Annotated in this window: 18 protein-coding genes; 15 read left to right on the top strand and 3 right to left on the bottom strand. The window is 33.0% G+C overall.

The annotated features are described in order from the left end of the window. Positions 1–8: 8 nt before the first annotated feature. The 14 genes from FW768_RS09850 (at position 9) to FW768_RS09785 (ending at position 13,545) form a co-directional block, all read left to right on the top strand. Positions 9–1,265, top strand: coding sequence for a flippase (locus FW768_RS09850; RefSeq protein WP_185151962.1), 1,257 nt, complete (start codon positions 9–11; stop codon positions 1,263–1,265). Beyond that, a complete protein-coding gene (locus FW768_RS09845) occupies positions 1,255–1,980 on the top strand; it encodes a hypothetical protein (protein ID WP_153394963.1) in 726 nt (241 codons plus the stop codon). The genes FW768_RS09850 and FW768_RS09845 overlap by 11 nt, the downstream gene beginning before the upstream one ends. Next, positions 1,977–2,822 (top strand): glycosyltransferase family 2 protein, encoded by an 846-nt coding sequence (locus FW768_RS09840; protein WP_153394961.1) that lies wholly within the window; start codon positions 1,977–1,979, stop codon positions 2,820–2,822. The genes FW768_RS09845 and FW768_RS09840 overlap by 4 nt, the downstream gene beginning before the upstream one ends. A gap of 4 nt (positions 2,823–2,826) precedes the next feature. Beyond that, on the top strand, positions 2,827–3,990 hold the full coding sequence (locus tag FW768_RS09835; protein WP_153394959.1) for an EpsG family protein: 1,164 nt from the start codon (positions 2,827–2,829) through the stop codon (positions 3,988–3,990). Further along, positions 3,990–5,060 carry a glycosyltransferase family 4 protein gene (locus tag FW768_RS09830; protein WP_153394956.1) on the top strand — a complete coding sequence of 357 codons (1,071 nt, stop codon included), beginning with the start codon at positions 3,990–3,992 and terminating at the stop codon, positions 5,058–5,060. Before FW768_RS09835 ends, FW768_RS09830 begins: the two co-directional genes overlap by 1 nt. Beyond that, positions 5,050–5,781, top strand: coding sequence for a glycosyltransferase (locus FW768_RS09825; RefSeq protein ID WP_153394954.1), 732 nt, complete (start codon positions 5,050–5,052; stop codon positions 5,779–5,781). The genes FW768_RS09830 and FW768_RS09825 overlap by 11 nt, the downstream gene beginning before the upstream one ends. Positions 5,782–5,785: 4 nt before the next feature. Beyond that, positions 5,786–6,598: a glycosyltransferase gene (locus FW768_RS09820; protein WP_153394953.1), complete on the top strand. Its 813-nt coding sequence runs from the start codon at positions 5,786–5,788 to the stop codon at positions 6,596–6,598. A gap of 3 nt (positions 6,599–6,601) precedes the next feature. Continuing rightward, positions 6,602–7,507, top strand: a complete 906-nt coding sequence (locus FW768_RS09815; protein ID WP_153394951.1) for an NAD-dependent epimerase/dehydratase family protein — start codon at positions 6,602–6,604, stop codon at positions 7,505–7,507. After that, positions 7,507–8,469 carry an MraY family glycosyltransferase gene (locus tag FW768_RS09810; RefSeq protein ID WP_153394950.1) on the top strand — a complete coding sequence of 321 codons (963 nt, stop codon included), beginning with the start codon at positions 7,507–7,509 and terminating at the stop codon, positions 8,467–8,469. The genes FW768_RS09815 and FW768_RS09810 overlap by 1 nt, the downstream gene beginning before the upstream one ends. A 9-nt stretch (positions 8,470–8,478) precedes the next feature. Continuing rightward, on the top strand, positions 8,479–9,024 hold the full coding sequence (gene rfbC / locus FW768_RS09805; protein WP_153394948.1) for a dTDP-4-dehydrorhamnose 3,5-epimerase: 546 nt from the start codon (positions 8,479–8,481) through the stop codon (positions 9,022–9,024). 95 nt (positions 9,025–9,119) lie between these two features. Continuing rightward, a complete protein-coding gene (gene rimO / locus FW768_RS09800) occupies positions 9,120–10,421 on the top strand; it encodes a 30S ribosomal protein S12 methylthiotransferase RimO (RefSeq protein WP_153394946.1) in 1,302 nt (433 codons plus the stop codon). 372 nt (positions 10,422–10,793) lie between these two features. Beyond that, a complete protein-coding gene (locus tag FW768_RS09795; protein ID WP_153394944.1) occupies positions 10,794–11,426 on the top strand; it encodes a hypothetical protein in 633 nt (210 codons plus the stop codon). A gap of 23 nt (positions 11,427–11,449) precedes the next feature. After that, entirely contained in the window at positions 11,450–12,181 is a 732-nt protein-coding gene (locus tag FW768_RS09790; RefSeq protein ID WP_153394942.1) for a hypothetical protein, read from the top strand. Positions 12,182–13,173: 992 nt separating this feature from the next. Beyond that, complete coding sequence (locus FW768_RS09785; protein ID WP_153394941.1) at positions 13,174–13,545, top strand: septal ring lytic transglycosylase RlpA family protein; 372 nt, start codon at positions 13,174–13,176, stop codon at positions 13,543–13,545. Positions 13,546–13,613: 68 nt separating this feature from the next. Here the strand turns inward: FW768_RS09785 and FW768_RS09780 are convergent, their stop codons facing one another. The 3 genes from FW768_RS09780 to FW768_RS09770 all read right to left on the bottom strand — a co-directional run bounded on the left by FW768_RS09780 (position 13,614) and on the right by FW768_RS09770 (position 18,041). Further along, positions 13,614–14,378: an exodeoxyribonuclease III gene (locus FW768_RS09780; RefSeq protein WP_153394939.1), complete on the bottom strand. Its 765-nt coding sequence runs from the start codon at positions 14,376–14,378 to the stop codon at positions 13,614–13,616. 343 nt (positions 14,379–14,721) lie between these two features. After that, entirely contained in the window at positions 14,722–16,266 is a 1,545-nt protein-coding gene (porX, locus tag FW768_RS09775; RefSeq protein ID WP_153394937.1) for a T9SS response regulator signal transducer PorX, read from the bottom strand. 131 nt (positions 16,267–16,397) lie between these two features. Continuing rightward, complete coding sequence (locus tag FW768_RS09770; RefSeq protein ID WP_153394935.1) at positions 16,398–18,041, bottom strand: S41 family peptidase; 1,644 nt, start codon at positions 18,039–18,041, stop codon at positions 16,398–16,400. A gap of 400 nt (positions 18,042–18,441) precedes the next feature. On the opposite strand from FW768_RS09770, the gene FW768_RS09765 reads away from it, so the two are divergent. After that, positions 18,442–19,668, top strand: a complete 1,227-nt coding sequence (locus FW768_RS09765; RefSeq protein ID WP_153394933.1) for an HD domain-containing protein — start codon at positions 18,442–18,444, stop codon at positions 19,666–19,668. Positions 19,669–19,698 lie beyond the last annotated feature (30 nt).

Here is a 19,698-nt window from a genome sequence, read left to right as displayed (position 1 = left end):
TTATTAAATTGAAACTTCTTTCTGATAAAGTCCTTCGCAAAAATTTTTCGTATCTTTTTGTATTGCAAATTGCAAATTATATTATTCCTCTCTTTTTATTTCCGTACTTAGGAACAGTATTAGGATCAGAAAATTTTGGACGAATTATGTTTGCCCAAGCATTTGTTGCATATTTTACATTATTTACCGATTTTGGTTTTAATGTTTCATCAACAAAAGAAATTGCAGATGCTTTGGGAGATAAAATTAAAATAAGTGAAACATTTTGGAATACAATGTTTGCAAAGTCCTTGTTGCTTATTATCAGTTTTATTGTCTTTGGAGCAATATTACTCCTGTTTGGGAGATTTAGAGAAGATAGTACTCTTTTTTTTATAAGCTTTGTTAATGTAGTATCTGCAGTGTTATTTCCTGTTTGGTTTTTTCAAGGAACTGAAAAGATGGGCTTTATTACAATTATTAATACTATTCCAAGAGTTGTAATGTGTTTAATAACTTTCTGGTTGGTGAAAAAAGTTTCTGATTATAATTTAGCTCTGTTAATTCAGGTTTTATCAACATTTTTATCTGCCATTTTAAGTCTGGCTTTATTATTTTACTTGAGATTAGTAATCTTTATCAGGCCCAGCATTAAAAGTGTTAAAAAACAAATTGCTAATAGCTGGCATATTTTTGCAACCAGTCTTTCTAGTAATCTTTATACAACAACTAATACAATAATCTTAGGCTTAATTGCTGGTAATACTTCTGTAGGAATTTATTCCGCAGCAGATAAAATTATAAGAGCTTTGATAGCACTGCTTTCTTCCGTTACACAAGTTGTTTTTCCGAGAGTAAATGTTTACTATAATACTTCGAAGAAAAAATGTTTGCAATTTGTAAATCAAATCGTTTATGCAATTGCTGTAATATGTTTAGTATTAGGAGTTGGGATTTTTTATTTTTCTGATTTAATCATATCATTGATGTTTAAAACTGGAGAATTTATGAAATCAGCTGAAGTGTTAAGGTTTTCGGTACTATTGCCTCTATTTTCTGTAATTAATGGTGTTATTGCTATCAACATTTTTATAACATTTGGCTTGAAAAAGAAGCTGCTTAATATAGTTATGATAGGTTGTGTGTTTAGTTTAACTTTTATTGCTCCTCTTGTTATCATATTTAAAGAAAATGGAGCGGTTATATGTGCTACACTTACAGAAATTATTATATTTATTTTATTGTTATTTACAATAAAGAAAAGTAACTTGCTACATGAATCATAAAAAAGATATCATTATACTTCTTACTTGTTGCGTAAATCCGGCAGGTATGTCTTTTACTAAGATTAATGATGAAAATACAAGGATAAAACAATATTACAATGCAATTACCTATTATTTAAATACTACTGATCATAAGATTTTAATAGTTGAAAATACTTTATTTAATATTGATCCTGTTTTTTTACAAAATGAAAGAATTGAATATCTGACATTTGATGGCAATAATTTTGATAAAGCTTTAGGAAAAGGTTATGGTGAAGCTTTAATTATAGAACATGCATTACAAAATTCTTATTTTTTAAAAAATGAAAAAGCATATATCATTAAAATTACAGGAAGGTTATGTGTAATCAACTTAAATAATCTCATTAAAGATCTTCCTGTTGAGAATAAGAATTATATTATGGCTGAAATGACGTGGAAGAAAGATAAGGCATATTCTCATTTCTTTATAAGTAATTATAATTTTTTGAAGTCCTTTGTAGAAAGAAAAGAAAATATTAATGATTCAAAAGGAATGTATTTTGAACATTTACTTGCAGAACAGATAAAGGATATGAATAAAAAAGGCTTCCCTTTTTTAGGTTTGAAAAGAACTGTTATTATCGAAGGAATATCGGGGTCTACGGGGAAAGAATATACCAAAAACTATAATATTATACAATTACTTATTTTTAAGATTAAAAATTTTTATTTAAAAAACTTTTTAAAATGAAACAATTTGCAGTATTGTTAACTGTTTTTAATCGGATTGATTTTACAAAAAAATGTCTCTCACAGCTTGAAGAGGCAATAGCTCTATGCCCGGATTGTGAGTTTGATATAATTTTAACTGATGATCATTCAACCGATAATACAAAAGAAGTTATTGGAAAGCTATTTCCTTCTGTAAAAATACTTGATGGTACAGGAGACTTGTTTTGGTGTAGAGGAATGATTAATTCCTGGAAGTATGCTGAAAAATCAGAAAAAAAATACGATGGATATTTTTGGCTTAATAATGATAGTTATATTTTTCCAAACTCATTGATTAGTCTTATTAACCAATCAGAAGAGAAAAATAATAAGGCAGTTATAAGCGGAGCATTTAAATCTGCAGCAACTAATCGTACAACTTATGGAGGGAGACTGAAAGGACAAACTGTTAATTTGGACCCGGATGGAACTCTGCAAAAGATTGAATGGATGAATGGTAATCTTGTTTTTGTTCCGGAATATGTATATGAAAAAATCGGAATGCTGGATAGCACATTCTGGCATGCAATTGGAGATTATGATTATGGATTAAGAGCAATAAAACAGAATTTAGAAGTTGTTTTATCAAAAGACTATGTAGGAGAGTGTGAAGATCATGAAAAGATTGAAGCATGCTATGATAAAAAAAATTCTTTAAGAAAAAGGTTTAAAAATCTCTATACTCCACTTGGAGATGACCCGTTTATGCGGTTTTCATTTTTAAAAAGGCATTATTCTCTTGGTAAAGCCATAAAGTCTTTTACTATTACTCATTTATTTGTTTTGTTTCCTGACTTAATGAAATTCTATAATAATAAATGATGTGATGAAATTTAGCAGTATAGAATATAGTATTCCCTACGTCTTCATATTTTTAATTTTATTTGCCTGTGCAATTTTAGAACAAAAGAATATTGATAGGATTATCTCCAGAAATAAACTAAGAAACTTTGCCTTTATTTTAGTTCTGCTTTTCTTCGGATTAAGAGGTTATGTAGCAAGTGACTGGATATCTTATACACATTTATACAGAGATATAGTTCCAATAAACCAGCTCTCGCTAAAAACATTCAAAACCATTACTTACGAACCTGGCTTTTTAGTGTTCACTTCCCTTATTAAAACATTTTCTGATAATTATATATTTTATTCCTTTGTAAATTCTCTTGTTGATCTTCTTTTACTTAGAATACTTATTAAACGATATTGTCAGGGATATTTTATTTTTGCTTTGACTATATATTTTGTATTCTGTGGCGAAATAGAAATTAATATGCTTAGAAATATCAAAGCCATATTTCTTTTTCTGCTGTCTATTAAATATATTAGTGAAAGAAAAATTTTACCTTTCATGTTGATTAATCTTGTGGGGTTGTCATTTCATAATTCTGCGATTTTTTATTTCCCGCTTTATTTTTTTATTCATAAAAATAATCAGAAAGTATATTTTATATTTACCATTATTGGACTAATAATTTATTTTTTCCAGATCCATTATTTAAATACTATTACGAATGCAATGGCAGGCTTTCTTGGAGGAATGTTTGCTAAAAAAAATGATCATTATATTACTTCAGAATCTTCCGGTATAACTTTTGGGGTTTTATATATATTAATTCCTCTCTATTGGGTTTTTAAAAATTATAAAAAAATTATCAATATCAATGAAAATAATTTGATTTTTGTAAACCTATTTTTTTTGTACTGCTTTTCAACCTTATATTTTTCAGAAGTATTGGTATTTAGAGCAAGATTTTCGGCATTGTTTTCATTTAGCTTGTGTGTATTATTTCCGTTAATGTATTTATTTAACAGAATTAAGATCAATAGAATACTGATTGTTAATTTTTTATTAGTAGTTTTTGTTAGTAAATTAGTACTTACAAATACTCCTATACTTAACAAGTATGATAATGTTATTTTTGGAATAACTAGTTTTGAAGAAAGAACTAAAATCATTGAGTTTTATTATAGAAAACTTTTAGACTAATGCATATTATGTTTTTATTGCCTGGACACGGCAAAAAGCCAATCGGTGGGCACAAAATTATCTATGAATACGCGAATTATTTTGTGAAGGAAGGACATGAAGTTTCTATAGTATATGGTTCAAGTTGTCTTTTTGGAAAAGAGAGTTTTAAGAATAAAATAAAATCTCTAGCTAGGTATATTTATTTTAAAACAATTGGTGATTTTAGACCCTATGGCTGGTTTGATCTTGATAGAAGTATAAAACTATATTTTAATTGGAATTTAGAAGAACGGAGGATCTTAAAAGCAGATAAATATATTTGTACAAGTATAGAAACGGCTTATTATCTAAATGAATTCAAATGCAAAAATTCAGATAAAATCTATTTTATACAGGGCTATGAAAACTGGAAATGGGGGAATGATATGGTTCATGAGACATGGAAGTTTAATATGAAAAAAGTTACTATTTCGGAATGGCTTATGGAACTGATCAAAAAAAATAATGAAATAGTTTATTTGGTAGAAAACGGATTTGATTTTAATGTTTTTGATCTTGATGTTCCTGTGGAAAGCAGGCAAAATACAAATGTTTTAATGCTTTATCATACTTCGCCCAATAAAGGTGTTGCAAATGGATTTAAATCTTTAGACCTTGTAAAAAAAGAAATACCAGAATTACAGGTAAATTTATTTGGAACTTTTCCGAAGCCAGTAAATCTCCCTACAGGATATAATTATTATAGAATTCCCGAAAAAGAAAAATTAAGAATGCTTTACAATGATGCGGCCATTTTTGTTGGAACAAGTATTGAAGAAGGTTGGGGATTAACCGTAGGTGAGGCTATGCAATGTGGATGTGCTATAGTATGTACTGATAACAAAGGATATCAAGCTATGGCAATAGATAATTCTACCGCTAAAGTTAGCCCAGCCGGTGATATTAAAAGTATGGCAGATAATATTATTGAATTAATTAAAAATAGCGAAACCAGATATTCAATAGCCCAAAAAGGATATGAACATATTAAAAAATTTGATAATGCAGAAGCATTTTCTAAATTTAAAAAAATTTTGAATGATGATTAGTGTTTGTATGGCTACCTACAATGGAGAAAGGTTCATTAAAGAACAAGTTGTATCCATTCTGAATCAATTATCTTCAAATGATGAGCTCATTATTTCTGATGATGGTTCCACAGATAATACATTAGCTATAATAAAAACTTTAAATGATAATAGAATTCATTTAAAACAGAATATTAAAAGCAATAATAGAAAGCATTCTAGGCATTTTCTTGTCACTAAAAACTTTGAAAATGCGTTGTCATATGCTAAAGGTGATATCATTTTTCTTGCTGATCAAGATGATATATGGAAGACTAATAAGGTTGAGACATGTTTACATTACCTAAAAACATACGATATTCTTTTTACAAATTATGATATTATTGATAATGAAGGTAAGGTAAGTGAATTACAGTTCTTGAAAGAAAATCCTATCGATATATCTTTTTATAAAATGATGAAAAAAATGCCTTTTCATGGCTGTTGTATGTGCTTTAAAAAAGAAGTCTTAAAACAGGCACTGCCTTTTCCAAAAAAACTTCTACTACATGATAATTGGATTGGCATTTTATGGGCGTATCAGCACCCCGAAAAAATTAAATTTATAAAAGAATCATTTGTGCTATATAGACAACATACAAATAATGTTTCAGGAGTAAGTAGAAATTCTTGGATGTATAAATTACTATACAGAGCCGAATTTTTATTTGATATTTATAAGAGATTAATTTTTAAAATATAATGGTATGGATTTTTCGGTTTTGATTTCGGTATATTTTAAAGAAAAAGTTGAATTTTTAGAAAAAGCATTAGATAGTATTCTAAATAATTCTCTCCAACCTAGTCAGATTATTCTTGTCAAAGATGGTAAACTAACAAAAGAGTTGGATGAATGTATAGAAATATATTGTACTAAATATAGTGATTTATTTACAATTGTCTCCCTAGATGCTAATGTGGGTTTGGGAAAAGCTCTCAATGCTGGACTTAAGCATGCTTTGTATGATATTATAGCAAGAATGGATACAGATGATATTTGCTATCAAGATCGATTTAAAAAACAAATAGAGTTTTTAATTAAAAATCCTTCTATTAGTGTTATAGGTACTGGGATACAGGAATTTAATTTAATTCCTGGAGACCTAAATCAGTTTAGAAATTTGCCAGTAAATTCTGAAGATTTATTGAAGTTTTCTAAATTTAGAAATCCTCTGAATCATCCTACTGTGATGTTTAGAAAGAAAGCTGTTATTGAGGCTGGATCGTACCAAGATATGCCATTGTTTGAGGACTATTATCTTTGGGTTAGAATGTTACATAAAGGATTTAAAATTGCAAATATTTCAGAACCTCTGCTTCATTTTAGAATAGGAAATAATATGATTGGCAGGAGGAGTGGTTGGTCTTACCTAAAAAAAGAATTGGCATTTTTATCAAAAATAAGAGAAATAAATTATATTAATAGAAAGGAATTTTTAGTATCGGGAATTGTAAAATTACCACTCAGAATATTACCCAAATCTATTTTAACCTTCTTATACAAAAAACTACTGAGATAAATTATGAAAATAGCCGTTTTTGGAAGTTCAGGCTTTATTGGCAAAAATTTAGTAAAATCTTTACAGCAGAATTTTGATGTTCAGGAGATTTCTTTACGAAACTCTGAATGGGAGAAAAACCTGAGTGAAGAAACCAAAATTTTCATTAATCTTGTGGGAAAAGCACACGACCATAAAGGCACAGCAACTGAAAAAGATTATTATTTTGCCAATGTTGATCTGGCTCAGAGCCTATTTGAAGCTTTCAAAAAAACAGATGCGGAATTATTCATTCATATCAGTTCACTGGCTGCACTGGAAGAGTTTGAGTCTGTTAAACCATTACTGGAAACAGATCAGTGTAATCCTGTTTCTCTTTACGGAAAAAGTAAAAGAAAAGCTGAAGAATGGCTGTTACAACAATACTTGCCAGAGGGTAAAAAACTGATTATTATCCGCCCGCCAATGGTTCACGGGCCGGGCGATAAAGGAAACCTGGGACTGCTGTATAAAATCATTTCAAAAGGAATTCCCTATCCGCTGGCTTCGTTCAACAATGAAAGATCTTTTATCTCCATCGGCAATTTTATCTTTTACATAGAACAGATCATTCAGAAATACAATAATTTAAACAGCGGTATTTATCATATTGCAGATGATGAAACTGTTGCTACCAACGAAATTATTGAAGTCATTAAAAAAGTTGAAAATCTCAAGATTCCCAATATCAGTCTTCCCAGGTTTCTGGTGAAAGCAATTGCAAGGTGTGGAGATTTTTTACCGATTCCATTGAATACAAAAAAATTAAAAAAACTGACTAATAATTTACTGGTATCCAATCAAAAGATAAAAAACGCGTTAGAAATTGATGAATTGCCTTTAACGGCAAGAGAAGGTTTAGAACTGACCATCAAAAGTTTTAAAAAATAATGGAATATATACTCGTCACCCTGATCTTATTTATCTCAATTTTGATCTACTTCAAAATAGCCGATAAATACAACATTATAGACAAACCAAACCACAGAAGTGCCCATACTCAGATTACTTTAAGAGGTGGGGGAATTATCTTTCCTGTTGCATTCATTGTTTTCTGTTTATTTAATTTGAATTCAGCGATTGAAAATTACTGGTCATTCGGTCTTGGTCTTCTTGCAATATGTACCATAAGCTTCATTGATGACATCAGAACATTATCGAATAAAATAAGATTGCTTGTTCATTTTATTTCGGTGATCCTGTTGCTATATTTCACAGGAGCATTTACTTTGATGCCTTTTTGGGTATGGCCGGTATTATTTATAATTATAATCGGTACCCTGAACGCATACAATTTTATGGACGGAATTAATGGAATGACCGGGATGTATAGCCTTGTTACCTTGGCTTCCCTGGCTTATATCAATCAGGAGGTGATTCAGTTCACAGATAATGATTTTATTATATATCCTGTTTTAGCCTGCCTGGTATTTCTGTTCTTCAATTTTAGGAAAAAAGCCAAATGTTTTGCGGGAGATGTAGGAAGTATGGGAATTGGTTTTTGGGTCATAGGCCTTATTGCTCTTCTGATCATGAGAACCGGAGAATACAAATTCATCCTGCTGCTGGCCATCTACGGAATGGAAGTCGTTCTCACAATCATTGAAAGAATCCTGTTAAAAGAAAATATTTTTGAAGCCCATAGAAGACACCTTTATCAGCTGTTTGCCAACGAGAAAAAAATTTCACATTTATTGGTAAGTACAGTGTATGCTGTAGCTCAGCTGATTGTTAATATATTTTTAATTCATTCAGAACTTCCGGTTTGGGCGGTTATTTTGATTATATTTATCCCGGCAGGAACACTCTATTTGGGATTAAAATGGAGCTTAAAAAAAGAATATAATTTATAGAGATAAAAAATGAAAATAAAAGAAACTCCCTTAAAAGATTGTTACATCATCGAACCTACAATTTTTGAAGATGAAAGAGGCTACTTCTTTGAAAAATACAACGAAAAGAAATTTGAAGAACTTACCGGAATGAACGGACATTTTGTTCAGGACAATATCTCAAAATCTTCTTATGGTGTATTAAGAGGCTTACATTTACAGAAAGGCGAGCATGCACAGGCTAAGCTGGTATCATGTCTTGAAGGAAAAGTTTTTGATGTAGCTGTTGATCTTCGCAGAGATTCCCCTACCTTCGGGAAATGGTTTGGAGTAGAACTTACTCCCGAAAATAAACTTCAGCTGTATGTTCCGAGAGGCTTTGCTCATGGATTCTCCGTATTAAGCGAAACAGCCATTTTTTCTTATAAATGTGATAATTTTTATCATAAAGAATCGGAAGGAAGCGTAATCTGGAATGATCCGGAACTGAACATCGACTGGAAATTACCTTTAGAGGTAGTACAACTTTCAGAAAAAGACAAAACTTTGCCCCTTTTCGCTGAAGGTAACTTCTAGATATAATATTGAAAACCATCTCCCTGAGGTGGTTTTTATTTTTTAATCAATACTCCTTTAATATTTCGTATCTTTGCACACTCAAAATCAAAAAGATGCGCACAAAATCTGTAGGGAAGAAGAAAATCAATGTGGTTACACTTGGATGTTCCAAGAATGTATATGATTCTGAAGTTTTAATGAGCCAGCTGAAAGCCAATGGGAAAGAGGTGGTACATGAAGATCGCGGAGATATCGTGGTAATCAATACATGTGGATTTATTGATAATGCAAAAGAAGAATCAATTAATACTATTCTTGATTATGTAGAAGCCAAAAACAGAGGTGAAGTTGAAAAAGTTTTTGTAACAGGATGCCTTTCCGAAAGATACAAACCGGATCTTATCAGAGAAATTCCTGATGTAGACCAGTATTTCGGAACAAGAGATCTTCCAATATTACTGAAGCACCTTGGTGCAGATTACAAGCACGAGCTGGTAGGAGAGAGGCTAACAACTACTCCGAAACATTATGCCTATCTTAAGATTTCAGAAGGTTGTGACAGACCTTGTTCATTCTGTGCTATTCCTTTGATGAGAGGTGGTCACGTTTCTACACCAATAGAAAAGCTGGTAACAGAAGCTCAAAAACTGGCTAAAAAAGGAACAAAAGAATTGATTCTTATCGCTCAGGATCTTACCTATTACGGATTGGATATTTACAAAAAACGCGCACTTGGAGATCTTTTAAAAGAATTGGTGAAAGTAGAAGGTATCGAATGGATTCGTTTGCATTATGCTTTCCCTAGCGGATTCCCTGAAGATGTTCTGGATATCATCCGCGAAGAACCTAAAGTCTGCAATTATATCGACATTCCTCTTCAGCATATCAATTCTGATTTATTGAAGTCTATGAAAAGAGGAACGACCCATGAAAAAACGAATGCTCTTTTAGCAAAATTCAGAGAAAAAGTTCCGGATATGGCGATCAGAACAACATTGATCGTAGGATACCCCGGAGAAACAGAAGAAAGATTCCAGGAGCTGAAAGATTGGGTAAAAGAACAAAAATTTGACAGACTTGGATGTTTTACCTACTCCCATGAAGAAAATACGGGTGCTTATGTGCTGGAGGATGATATTCCACAGGAAGTAAAAGAAGCGCGCGTAGAAGAAATCATGGAAGTTCAGTCACAGATTTCTTGGGAAAAAAATCAGGAAAAAATAGGAAAAACCTTTAAATGTATTTTTGACAGAAAAGAAGGAAACTATTTCATTGGAAGAACAGAATATGACTCTCCTGATGTAGATAATACAGTTCTGGTTTCTGCAGAAGATACTTATATTTCTATAGGTGAATTTGCGATGGTAAAAATAACTTCTGCGGAAGAATTTGACCTCTACGGAGAACTTATTTAATTAATTAAAATATAATACTTTAGGAAAAATAATCAATTGCTCAATTACTTAAAAGATTAATAAAATTTAACATACTTAAATTTATACTTAATTCTTGTAATTTGTTGTTTTATAGTAAATTGTACTTGTTTGATAGATATATAATTTATTTTTTTTATATAAAATGTATAAATTAGAAAATTATGTCTTAAATTTGCGCAATAAAGCAATATTTTAAAATCAAATGCTTTCATACGGTAACTCATAATATAGGTTGATATACAGTTAGTTAAAGTAATTGTTAAACAGGCTAGACGTTGGGCACAAGTTGGGATGCATCTTCCATTTGGAAATATTGATGGAAAATAATGTAATTAAAATCTTTAAAAACTTATGAAAAAATTTTTATTAACAGCGACAATGCTCGTTTGCCTTTCGGCGTTTTCCCAAGCACAGCAGGGCCGTGTAGGTATTAATACCACCACACCTTCAGCAACATTGGATGTAGCAGCCAATACTGCAGATAATTCTAGACCCGATGCATTATTAGTTCCCCGAATGACTGCTGCAGAACTTGCTGCAAAAGATGACACATCCGGTACTTACGCGTCTGCTCAGAACGGAGCAATTGTTTACATTACTTCAGGAACAGGATCAGGTTCAAGAAGAGCTAAAATTACTGGTGCTGGATTTTACTACTTCGATAATGTAGTTCCTGAATGGAAACCTATCGGTGGTGGAGCAGTTGTGCCAACAGGTAGAACTGTAAGAACACAAACAGGAAATACAATTTCTGATGCTGATTTAGGTAATGCTATTGTAGTAACCAGTAATACTACATTTGATCTGTCTACGCTTACAAAGACAAATGGAAAAAGTATTATGTTTATCAATGCTGTGTCTGATGGTACAGGATTTAGTGTAACCGGAATTCATTCTACATCTGCCGGAGCCCCTCTTGGTAACGGAGTTGCTATGGAATATATTTGTGATGGAAATAACTGGTACAGCTTAAATTCATTATAATTAATTTAAAATAAGGACACATTATGAAACTATATATTAAAACCATATTGTTCTCAGCAATCGTTGCATCTGCAAGTTCTTTTGCTCAGATTAAATCGAATAACGTAATTAGCAATACTATTCCTGGACAATCTGCATTCTTGGATGCGTCTGCTCCTTTATTTAATGGTTCTGTGGGTAATGGTAAAGGAATTGTTTTCCCTAGAACAAACCTTACAACGTTTGTATTTACTACCCAAACAACAAATGCTGGAGTTTTCCCTACTGCTTATGATGGGATGATTGTGTATAACTCTGCTACAGGTAATACTCCTAGTTCAGGTTCTGGTGTTGGAGGACAGGCTGTTACTCCTGGATACTATTATTTCTCTAATCCTACGGGTGGCGCAGCTAACAGCTATGCGACTTCAACAGGGAGATGGTTACCAATCGCAGGAGATCCGAAAGTGAATATCACTACAGCTGAAACGTTAACCAATACTTCAATTGCTGCATCTCCGGTATATGCAAGAAAAGGTACATTTAGTGCTAACGGAACATCAACAGCACCTACTTTCCCGTCAGGAGCTATTGTAATCCCATCTACAGGAAGCTTATACAGAATAACTATTTTCCAGGCAGGAACGAATAATGTTTATGCAAATAGCGTATATTCTTATGACAAAACAACAGGAAACTTCGTTACAGGAGCTCCTAGTATGTCTGTAGTATATCCTTCAGGAAGTTATGATTATATTGTAGAGTATACTAAGTAATCAATAGTAATGATATATATAAAAACCAATGAGGCAGCTCATTGGTTTTTTTGTTTTAGAGAGGTTATTAGACCGTAGTTCTTAAGTAAGGGTAAACTTAACAAAGCAATAAAAAAGAGCCTGTATTTCAAAGAGAAGCGAAGCAGCTTTATTGATCTCTTAGTGATTAATAAAAAATTATTTGCCCCAACTTTATATAGTCCATTTTTATTGGATGTAAATTAGTGCATCTGTGTTATCGGTAGCACGACTTAGGGAATCTAAACACATTTTGATGCTATGGGATATTTGTAGCTCCTAAACAATGCTTTATATAAAAGGGAGCCCCTCCCGACTTTCCTAAGCAATTGGATTGATTGGGTTTCTATTTTGACTAAACAGCATCAATTAAAAGATATATAACCATAAGATGGAAATTTTAATCCTACATATTATCTTTGATCAGCCTAAAAAGATCTATAAGCAGATGAATAAGTTGGTCAGAATGACGATAGTTTTAAATGAACCAATTCGAATATATTCCTGAAAAAGAATTAAATATATAAAATAGAATGGTTGTAACCTGTTAAATTTAGACCTAAAACTGTCAAAAAGAACAGGCTCTTGAAAGGCTATCCTGCTCTGATCCCTTGTGATAATGCTGTTTCGCCTAGATTTTGAGAGACCTATGAATGAACTTAAAATTTAACATAATCGGCATCAGTGCTTTTTATATTTTTTTATTTTACTTTTCCGGCTGTTTTATAAATTATTGATTTTCAACTATTTAAAAATATTGTTTTTTGAAATTATGCATGAATTAGTTAATTAAATTAACGTTTTGGTATTTTTTTTAACATTTTTTAACAGTGTTGTTTAAAAGACCTAATCATAGGAAGTTACAGAGATTGTTAACATATATTTTGGTTTTAGTTAACGGTTTTTAACAAATCGCTTATGGACTTTAAAAGATTCCTGATACTTTTGCTCCGTCAAAACCAATAAAATTCAAGATGATGAAAAGATTCATTCTCGTAATCATAATGATGATTTCAACCTTAGGAGTTTATTCATTTACGAATAATGCCTCAGATGCGAAAAAAACAAGTTATGCATCGTACTACCACGATAAGTTTAATGGTAGAAAAACAGCAAGCGGAGAGATCTTTGATAATTCAAAGTTTACCGCTGCAAACAGAACGCTTCCTTTTGGGACTAACGTTAGAGTTACCAATTTGAACAATGGAAAACAGGTAATAGTGAAGATTAATGATAGAGGACCTTTCCATGCGTCAAGAGCTTTAGATATTTCTAAAGCAGCGTTCGATGAAATCGGAGATATCGATCACGGTACAATTCCGGTTGAATATGAAATTGTCGACTAAATTTATGATTTAAATTAATAAAGCCAGCTGATTCAGCTGGCTTTTTGTATGTAACCTTATTCCTTGTTTTATACATCAAGCTCCAGAAGAGCAGGGCAGTGGTCAGAGTGTACGGCTTCTTTTAAAATCACAGCACGCGAAAGCTTATCTTTTAAAGAATAAGTAGCAAAATTATAATCCAGTCTCCAGCCCTTATTATTGGCTCTTGCATTTTGCCTGTAACTCCACCAGGTGTAATTGTCCGGTTCATTATTGAAAAACCTGAAACTGTCAATCAGCTCGCATTCCTCTATAAAACTGGTCATCCATTCCCTTTCCATCGGAAGAAAGCCTGAAACATTCTTTAAGCGAACCGGATCATGAATGTCAATCGCCTGATGACAGATATTAAAATCTCCCGAAATAATAAGATTCGGAATGGTTTTTCTTAATTCCTTGATATAAGCCAGAAAATCATGACAGAATTGCATTTTAAAATCCAGTCTTTCAATATTGCTGGCAGAAGGAACATACACGGAAATAACAGAGTAACCGTCAAAATCTGCGCGTATAATTCTGCCTTCATTATCATAGCTTTCTATTCCGCATCCGTATTCAATATGAGAAGGTTTGATTTTGGACGCAATTCCCACGCCACTATAGCCTTTTCTTACTGCGGAATGCCAATAACTGTGATAGCCTAATTTTTCAAGACTTTCAATATCAATCTGGTCGTTTCCTGCTTTGCTTTCCTGAATACAGATGATGTCCGGATCAGCGGTTTTCAGCCAGCCTAAAAAATCTTTGGTAAATGCTGCTCTGATTCCGTTGACATTATAGGTAATTAACTTCATGCGTCTTTTATAAAAAATTTAAAATGTTCATCATATTTAGAAGGAATAAATTCCACAATATTATAATCCGCTGTCTGATGAATATAAAAAGGGCATTACAAAGAATAATACCACCTGTTCTCGGCTCTTTTCTTCCGGAAGGGAAATCTCCTGAATGATCATATTTTTCCGGAAAATCATTGTGTTCAGGAACTTTATACGTCAGCGAAAAAATAAACATTGTCTTCTGCTAAGATAGGAACTCTGACAGACTATTAAAAGTAATGGCAAAAAAAGAAGCGGAAAAAAATCATTCGATTTTTTTCCGCCCTCAGACCCAAAATTAAATAAACTATGAAAAAAACTATTTGGGTTCTAAAATACTGATCGGAATAATACACTCTTCCAGTGATATTCCGCCATGTTGGTAGGTCTCTTTATAATAATTCACAAAGTGATTATAATTCTTAGGATAAGCCAGGAAAATATTGTTTTTGGCAAAAATATACTTCGAGCTTAAATTTCCTTTAGGAAGGAATAGCTTTTCCGGATTGGTGATAGCCCATACATCGCTGTCATCATACGTTAAGCTTTTCCCTGTTTTGTAACGGATATTGGTAGAAGTCTCACGGTCGCCTACAACTTTGCTTGGCTTTTTAACGTAAACAGTTCCGTGGTCAGTAGTGATCACTAGTTTATACCCGTTTTCTGCAGCTAATTTAACGATCTTCAGCAAAGAAGAATTTTCAAACCAGTTATAGGTAAGAGATCTGAATGTTTTATCATCACGGATCAGTTGGTCTACAATATGGTTATCTGTTTTGGCATGAGAAAGAATATCAATGAAATTGTAAACAATCACCAGAAGGTCGTTGTTTTTATGTTGATTAAAATCATCGTAGATCTTTCTTTCAAAATCCGCATTCAGGACTTTAAGATATTTCATAGACTTAGAGCCCAGTCCAATTCGTTTCATCTGATCTTCTAAGAAATCACGTTCAAATTCGTTTTTATTTCCTTCTTCATTATCATTGAACCATTTGTCCGGAAAACGTTTTTCAATTTCAGAAGGCATCAGCCCGGCAAAGAATGAATTTCTTGCATATTGTGTTGCTGTAGGAAGAATACTGTAATAATAATCTTCTGATACTTTATTGTAATATTTTGTAAACAGAGGTTCAATAACCTTCCACTGATCATAACGGAGATTATCCACCATTAACAGAAGAACTTTTTCTTTCTCTACTTCAGGCTTTACTTTTTCTTTGAAAAGTGTGTGGCTCATAATGGGTTTGTCAGAATCAGTAAGCCAGTCTGTGTAATTGTTTTCAATGAATTTAGCAAACTGAATGTTAGCCTCCTCTTTCTGAGACTGTAAAAGATCGGCAAATTCATTGTCTGTTACCTTATCAAACTTAATCTCCCAGCTTAATATCTTTTTATAATATTCTGCCCATTCCTGATAGGTTCTCAGGTAAGAAAGTTCCATAGACAGGTTTCTGAACTCCTGCTGGTACTGTAAAATTGTTTTTTGCTCCACCAGATTTTCCTGCTGAAGATTCTTTTTTAATGATAATAGAATCTGGTTTGGGTTTACAGGCTTTAGAATATAATCTGCAATCTGCGACCCGATAGCCTCTTCCATAATATGTTCCTCTTCACTTTTGGTTACCATAACGATCTTCAGAGCATTATCTTTCTCTTTGATCATAGGAATAGCCTCCAGTCCGGAAATTCCGGGCATATTTTCATCAATTAATGTTAATGCAAATTTTTCTGAATCCATAAGTTCCAGAGCCTCATTAACATTGTTAACAGGCGTTACCTGATAACCTTTTTTTTCTAAAAATACGATATGGGGCTTTAGTAAATCTATTTCATCATCTATCCATAATATCTTTTCCGACATAATTTATTTTTTACATGATTATTCTATCAAAATGTTGACCAATTCCTTTTAAAATCTCCCAAAATCAAAAGATTAAAAGTTAAATATTAGTTAAATGAAAATAGAGGGGGTATAATCGCTCTCTCCATTTACTAACGTCCGGTCTTTATGTATTCCAGAGCCCTTTCCAGAACTTCATCTCTTCCTTCCTGAATACCTTTTACCGTAGGCTTTACAATAATTTCAGGAACGATGCCTATTCTCTGTGTTTCTCTTCCGTCTGGATAATAAGCTCCCAGTCCTGAAAAACACGTGTCCAGCCCGGCAATTTTAAACATGGTAATATCACCGTTGGCTCCCGACGTATTGCTTCCTATCACCTTTACCCTCGGATGCTGCTTAAACATCATTGCGGTGGTCTCTGCCTGGCTCTGGGTATTTTCATCTACTAAAACTACAACATTTCCTTTATAATAATCAGAATTTTTTTTACCGATGCTGTTGACTGCAGTATAAAACTTTCCGGGATAATAAGTTTCCGGAAAATTGAACCGGTAATAAGGTGTTCTTTTCGGAAGGATCATCCGGCTGAGAGGAATGATGGTCTGTTTCGGATAATTTCTGAGGTCAAAAATAATAGAAGAGGCAGATTGCAGCTCTTTATACATATCATCAAGGTCGCTTTTTTCAATGATTCCCATATGAACGTACCCTGTTTTTTTATCTGAGTCCAAAAATTTCCACTTTTCCTGAGGGGAAGGTTTTTCTCTGGTGATAGCATTAAGAAGATATGTTTTTGCTGTTAGAGCTATATTTTGTCCGTTTCTTTCAAGATTGACAGTAAGGGAGTCTTCGTTGGTTAAAAGAAAATAACTTCTCATTTTCAAAATCTTCCCCCAGGAATTGGAAGCGGGAATATATTTCCCGAGTTTGTTGACTGTTTGCGGAATCGTCAGTCCATTGATACTATAAATGACATCTCCGGTTTGCAGCGGAGTTTCTTCGTTAAAAGAATTTTTATTAATTTTTGTAATCACCAGTTTTCCTTCTGCGTATTGGTATTCCACAGGGAGCTTTTTTCTTCCGTAAAGGTTTTTAGTGATCAATGGTGAAAATAAAAAAGCATGGGAGTCATCTACTTTTGCAACCAGTTCGGCAAGGACCAGGTGATAATCTTCATCATTATTTACATGGGTGAATTTTGGAATCATTTCCTTTAAAACATCATTCCAGTCCTGATCCGTTTCATATTTATAAGGAAAGAAATATTCTACAAAATTCCAGTATCTGAAAAGTTCCAGAAGACTGATATATTTCGAGGTATATTTTGATCCGTAAGAAACTTCATTTCTGAAAAATCCTTTTCTGCCGGACCTTCCTATGTAATAATTGTTGCCGGTATTTCGGTTGGCTTCAATATAAAGAAGCTGCCGGCTTACTTGTTCATTAAAAATAACAGGATTTTGAACCCAGCTTAGATCAAAATTTTTAAGGAAATAAGTCTTGCTTTTATCCGTTTTTGAACATTGTTTACATTCTTCAATTTTTCCAAGGCTGTTAATCCAATGAAAGTACAGGCTATTTAACTGGGCTTTATCCTGAACCGTTTCCAATTCATCTATTTTTTTAAGCAGCTGCTGATCCCAATCAAGATTGCCTTTCGCAACATGGGGATGGTAATATTTTAAAAACCCCCAGACCCGGCATAGCGATTCCAGCTTTTCGGTTTCAGATAACATCTGGGCAGAAAAAAAATGTACAGTGAAAATCAGGACGAAAAGCGAACGTTTTCTCATTAAAGGCTATAAGTTATTAAAACCATAAAGATAGATGTTACCCATACATAATACAAAAACATCTTTCATATTCTTTGAAAAATCTTCACAACAATAAAAATCTTCAAAGCTCTCTTCATGAAAGGCCTGGTAATTCAATCCATAGAATTTATTCAATAGAGGTAGACTTTAGTCCGCCTAAATAATAAAAAAATAATCCATTGACTTTAGCCAAAACCTATACAGTTAATCAATAAAATCAGGTATTTGTGGCAATGAATAGATAGTTTCTCTTCTACCTGCTCAGATAATCTTCAATAATAAAAACAGACGTGGATAAACTCGGTCCGTTGTTAATGCTAAATTAATCAAAATTAAAAATTAAAATCCCTAACTTTGTTTACTAATATCGACGTTTCCAATGCAGAACAAGCTTAAAATCATCAATGATCCGGTTCACGGCTTCATTAAAATTCCTTACGAAATCTTATTTGACGTTATTGAACATCCCTATTTTCAGAGACTCAGAAGAATCGGGCAGACCGGACTGTTGAATCTGATCTTTCCGGGAGCCACCCATACAAGATTTCATCATGCTTTAGGAGCTATGCATCTGATGTTTACAGCCTTGGAAACTCTGAAACAAAAAGGAGTGGAGATCTCTGATGAGGAAGAAAAAGGGGCGATGCTGGCTATTTTGATGCACGATATCGGTCATGGTCCGTTTTCTCATGCTTTGGAAAGTATGCTGATGGATGACTGGCATCATGAGAAACTGTCACTGTTGCTGATGAATAAACTAAATGATGAATTTAACGGGCAGTTGTCAGTAGCCATTGAAATGTTTCAGGGAAAATATCACAGAAAGTTTTTCAATCAGCTGATCTCATCCCAGCTGGATGTAGACAGACTGGATTATCTGAAAAGGGACAGCTTTTTTACAGGAGTTTCAGAAGGGAATATTAATACCCAGAGAATTATTTCGATGATGAATGTCTGTAAGGAAGGGGAATTGGTAATTGATGCAAAAGGTGTTTATTCCATTGAAAATTTTCTTACCGCAAGAATGTTTATGTACTGGCAGGTGTACTATCATAAAACATCGGCTTTAGCTGAATTTCTTTTAGTAAAGATCCTGGAGCGGGCAAAATATCTTGTTTCACAGGGGGTTGATCTTCCGGCGGGTGAAAATCTGAAGTATTTCCTATACCGCGCAAAAAGCGCAGCGACTGATGAAGATATTTACAGATTTACCCAACTTGATGATAACGATGTGATTCAGGCCATGAAACTGTGGCAGGGTGCCGACGATTTTATTCTTTCCTACTGGTGTAAATGTGTAACCCAGAGAAACCTTCCGAAAACCGTTATTTCATCTCACCCGTTTGAAGCGGAATTTATTGAAGAAAAAATAAAAAAAACTAATGAATTTTTCGGAATTGATAATGGAAAAGAGCTTGTGCATGAAATTAAACGAAAACTATTGCCTTATGATACCGAAAAACAGCCCATTTATCTACTGCAGAAAGACGGAATGAAAATACGGTTAGAAGAATCCCAGGACCAGCTTTTATCAGGGTTGATGGTAAACAAGACTAAACGGTATATTTTGACCTTTCCAAGAGATCTCTCCCGGATAATTTCATAAATATTATTAAAATTCACGTTCCGAAAACCA

It is taken from the genome of Chryseobacterium vaccae, assembly GCF_009602705.1.
GTDB classification, from domain to species: domain Bacteria; phylum Bacteroidota; class Bacteroidia; order Flavobacteriales; family Weeksellaceae; genus Chryseobacterium; species Chryseobacterium vaccae.
This window is presented reverse-complemented; position numbering and strand designations above follow the sequence as displayed.

Coding starts and splice junctions, on each gene's coding strand:
- FW768_RS09845 (WP_153394963.1), top strand. CDS start 1,255: ATGAATCATAAAAAAGATATCATTATACTTCTTACTTGTTGCGTAAAT.
- FW768_RS09840 (WP_153394961.1), top strand. CDS start 1,977: ATGAAACAATTTGCAGTATTGTTAACTGTTTTTAATCGGATTGATTTT.
- FW768_RS09835 (WP_153394959.1), top strand. CDS start 2,827: ATGAAATTTAGCAGTATAGAATATAGTATTCCCTACGTCTTCATATTT.
- FW768_RS09830 (WP_153394956.1), top strand. CDS start 3,990: ATGCATATTATGTTTTTATTGCCTGGACACGGCAAAAAGCCAATCGGT.
- FW768_RS09825 (WP_153394954.1), top strand. CDS start 5,050: ATGATGATTAGTGTTTGTATGGCTACCTACAATGGAGAAAGGTTCATT.
- FW768_RS09820 (WP_153394953.1), top strand. CDS start 5,786: ATGGATTTTTCGGTTTTGATTTCGGTATATTTTAAAGAAAAAGTTGAA.
- FW768_RS09815 (WP_153394951.1), top strand. CDS start 6,602: ATGAAAATAGCCGTTTTTGGAAGTTCAGGCTTTATTGGCAAAAATTTA.
- FW768_RS09810 (WP_153394950.1), top strand. CDS start 7,507: ATGGAATATATACTCGTCACCCTGATCTTATTTATCTCAATTTTGATC.
- rfbC (WP_153394948.1), top strand. CDS start 8,479: ATGAAAATAAAAGAAACTCCCTTAAAAGATTGTTACATCATCGAACCT.
- rimO (WP_153394946.1), top strand. CDS start 9,120: ATGCGCACAAAATCTGTAGGGAAGAAGAAAATCAATGTGGTTACACTT.
- FW768_RS09795 (WP_153394944.1), top strand. CDS start 10,794: ATGAAAAAATTTTTATTAACAGCGACAATGCTCGTTTGCCTTTCGGCG.
- FW768_RS09790 (WP_153394942.1), top strand. CDS start 11,450: ATGAAACTATATATTAAAACCATATTGTTCTCAGCAATCGTTGCATCT.
- FW768_RS09785 (WP_153394941.1), top strand. CDS start 13,174: ATGATGAAAAGATTCATTCTCGTAATCATAATGATGATTTCAACCTTA.
- FW768_RS09780 (WP_153394939.1), bottom strand. CDS start 14,378: ATGAAGTTAATTACCTATAATGTCAACGGAATCAGAGCAGCATTTACC.
- porX (WP_153394937.1), bottom strand. CDS start 16,266: ATGTCGGAAAAGATATTATGGATAGATGATGAAATAGATTTACTAAAG.
- FW768_RS09770 (WP_153394935.1), bottom strand. CDS start 18,041: ATGAGAAAACGTTCGCTTTTCGTCCTGATTTTCACTGTACATTTTTTT.
- FW768_RS09765 (WP_153394933.1), top strand. CDS start 18,442: ATGCAGAACAAGCTTAAAATCATCAATGATCCGGTTCACGGCTTCATT.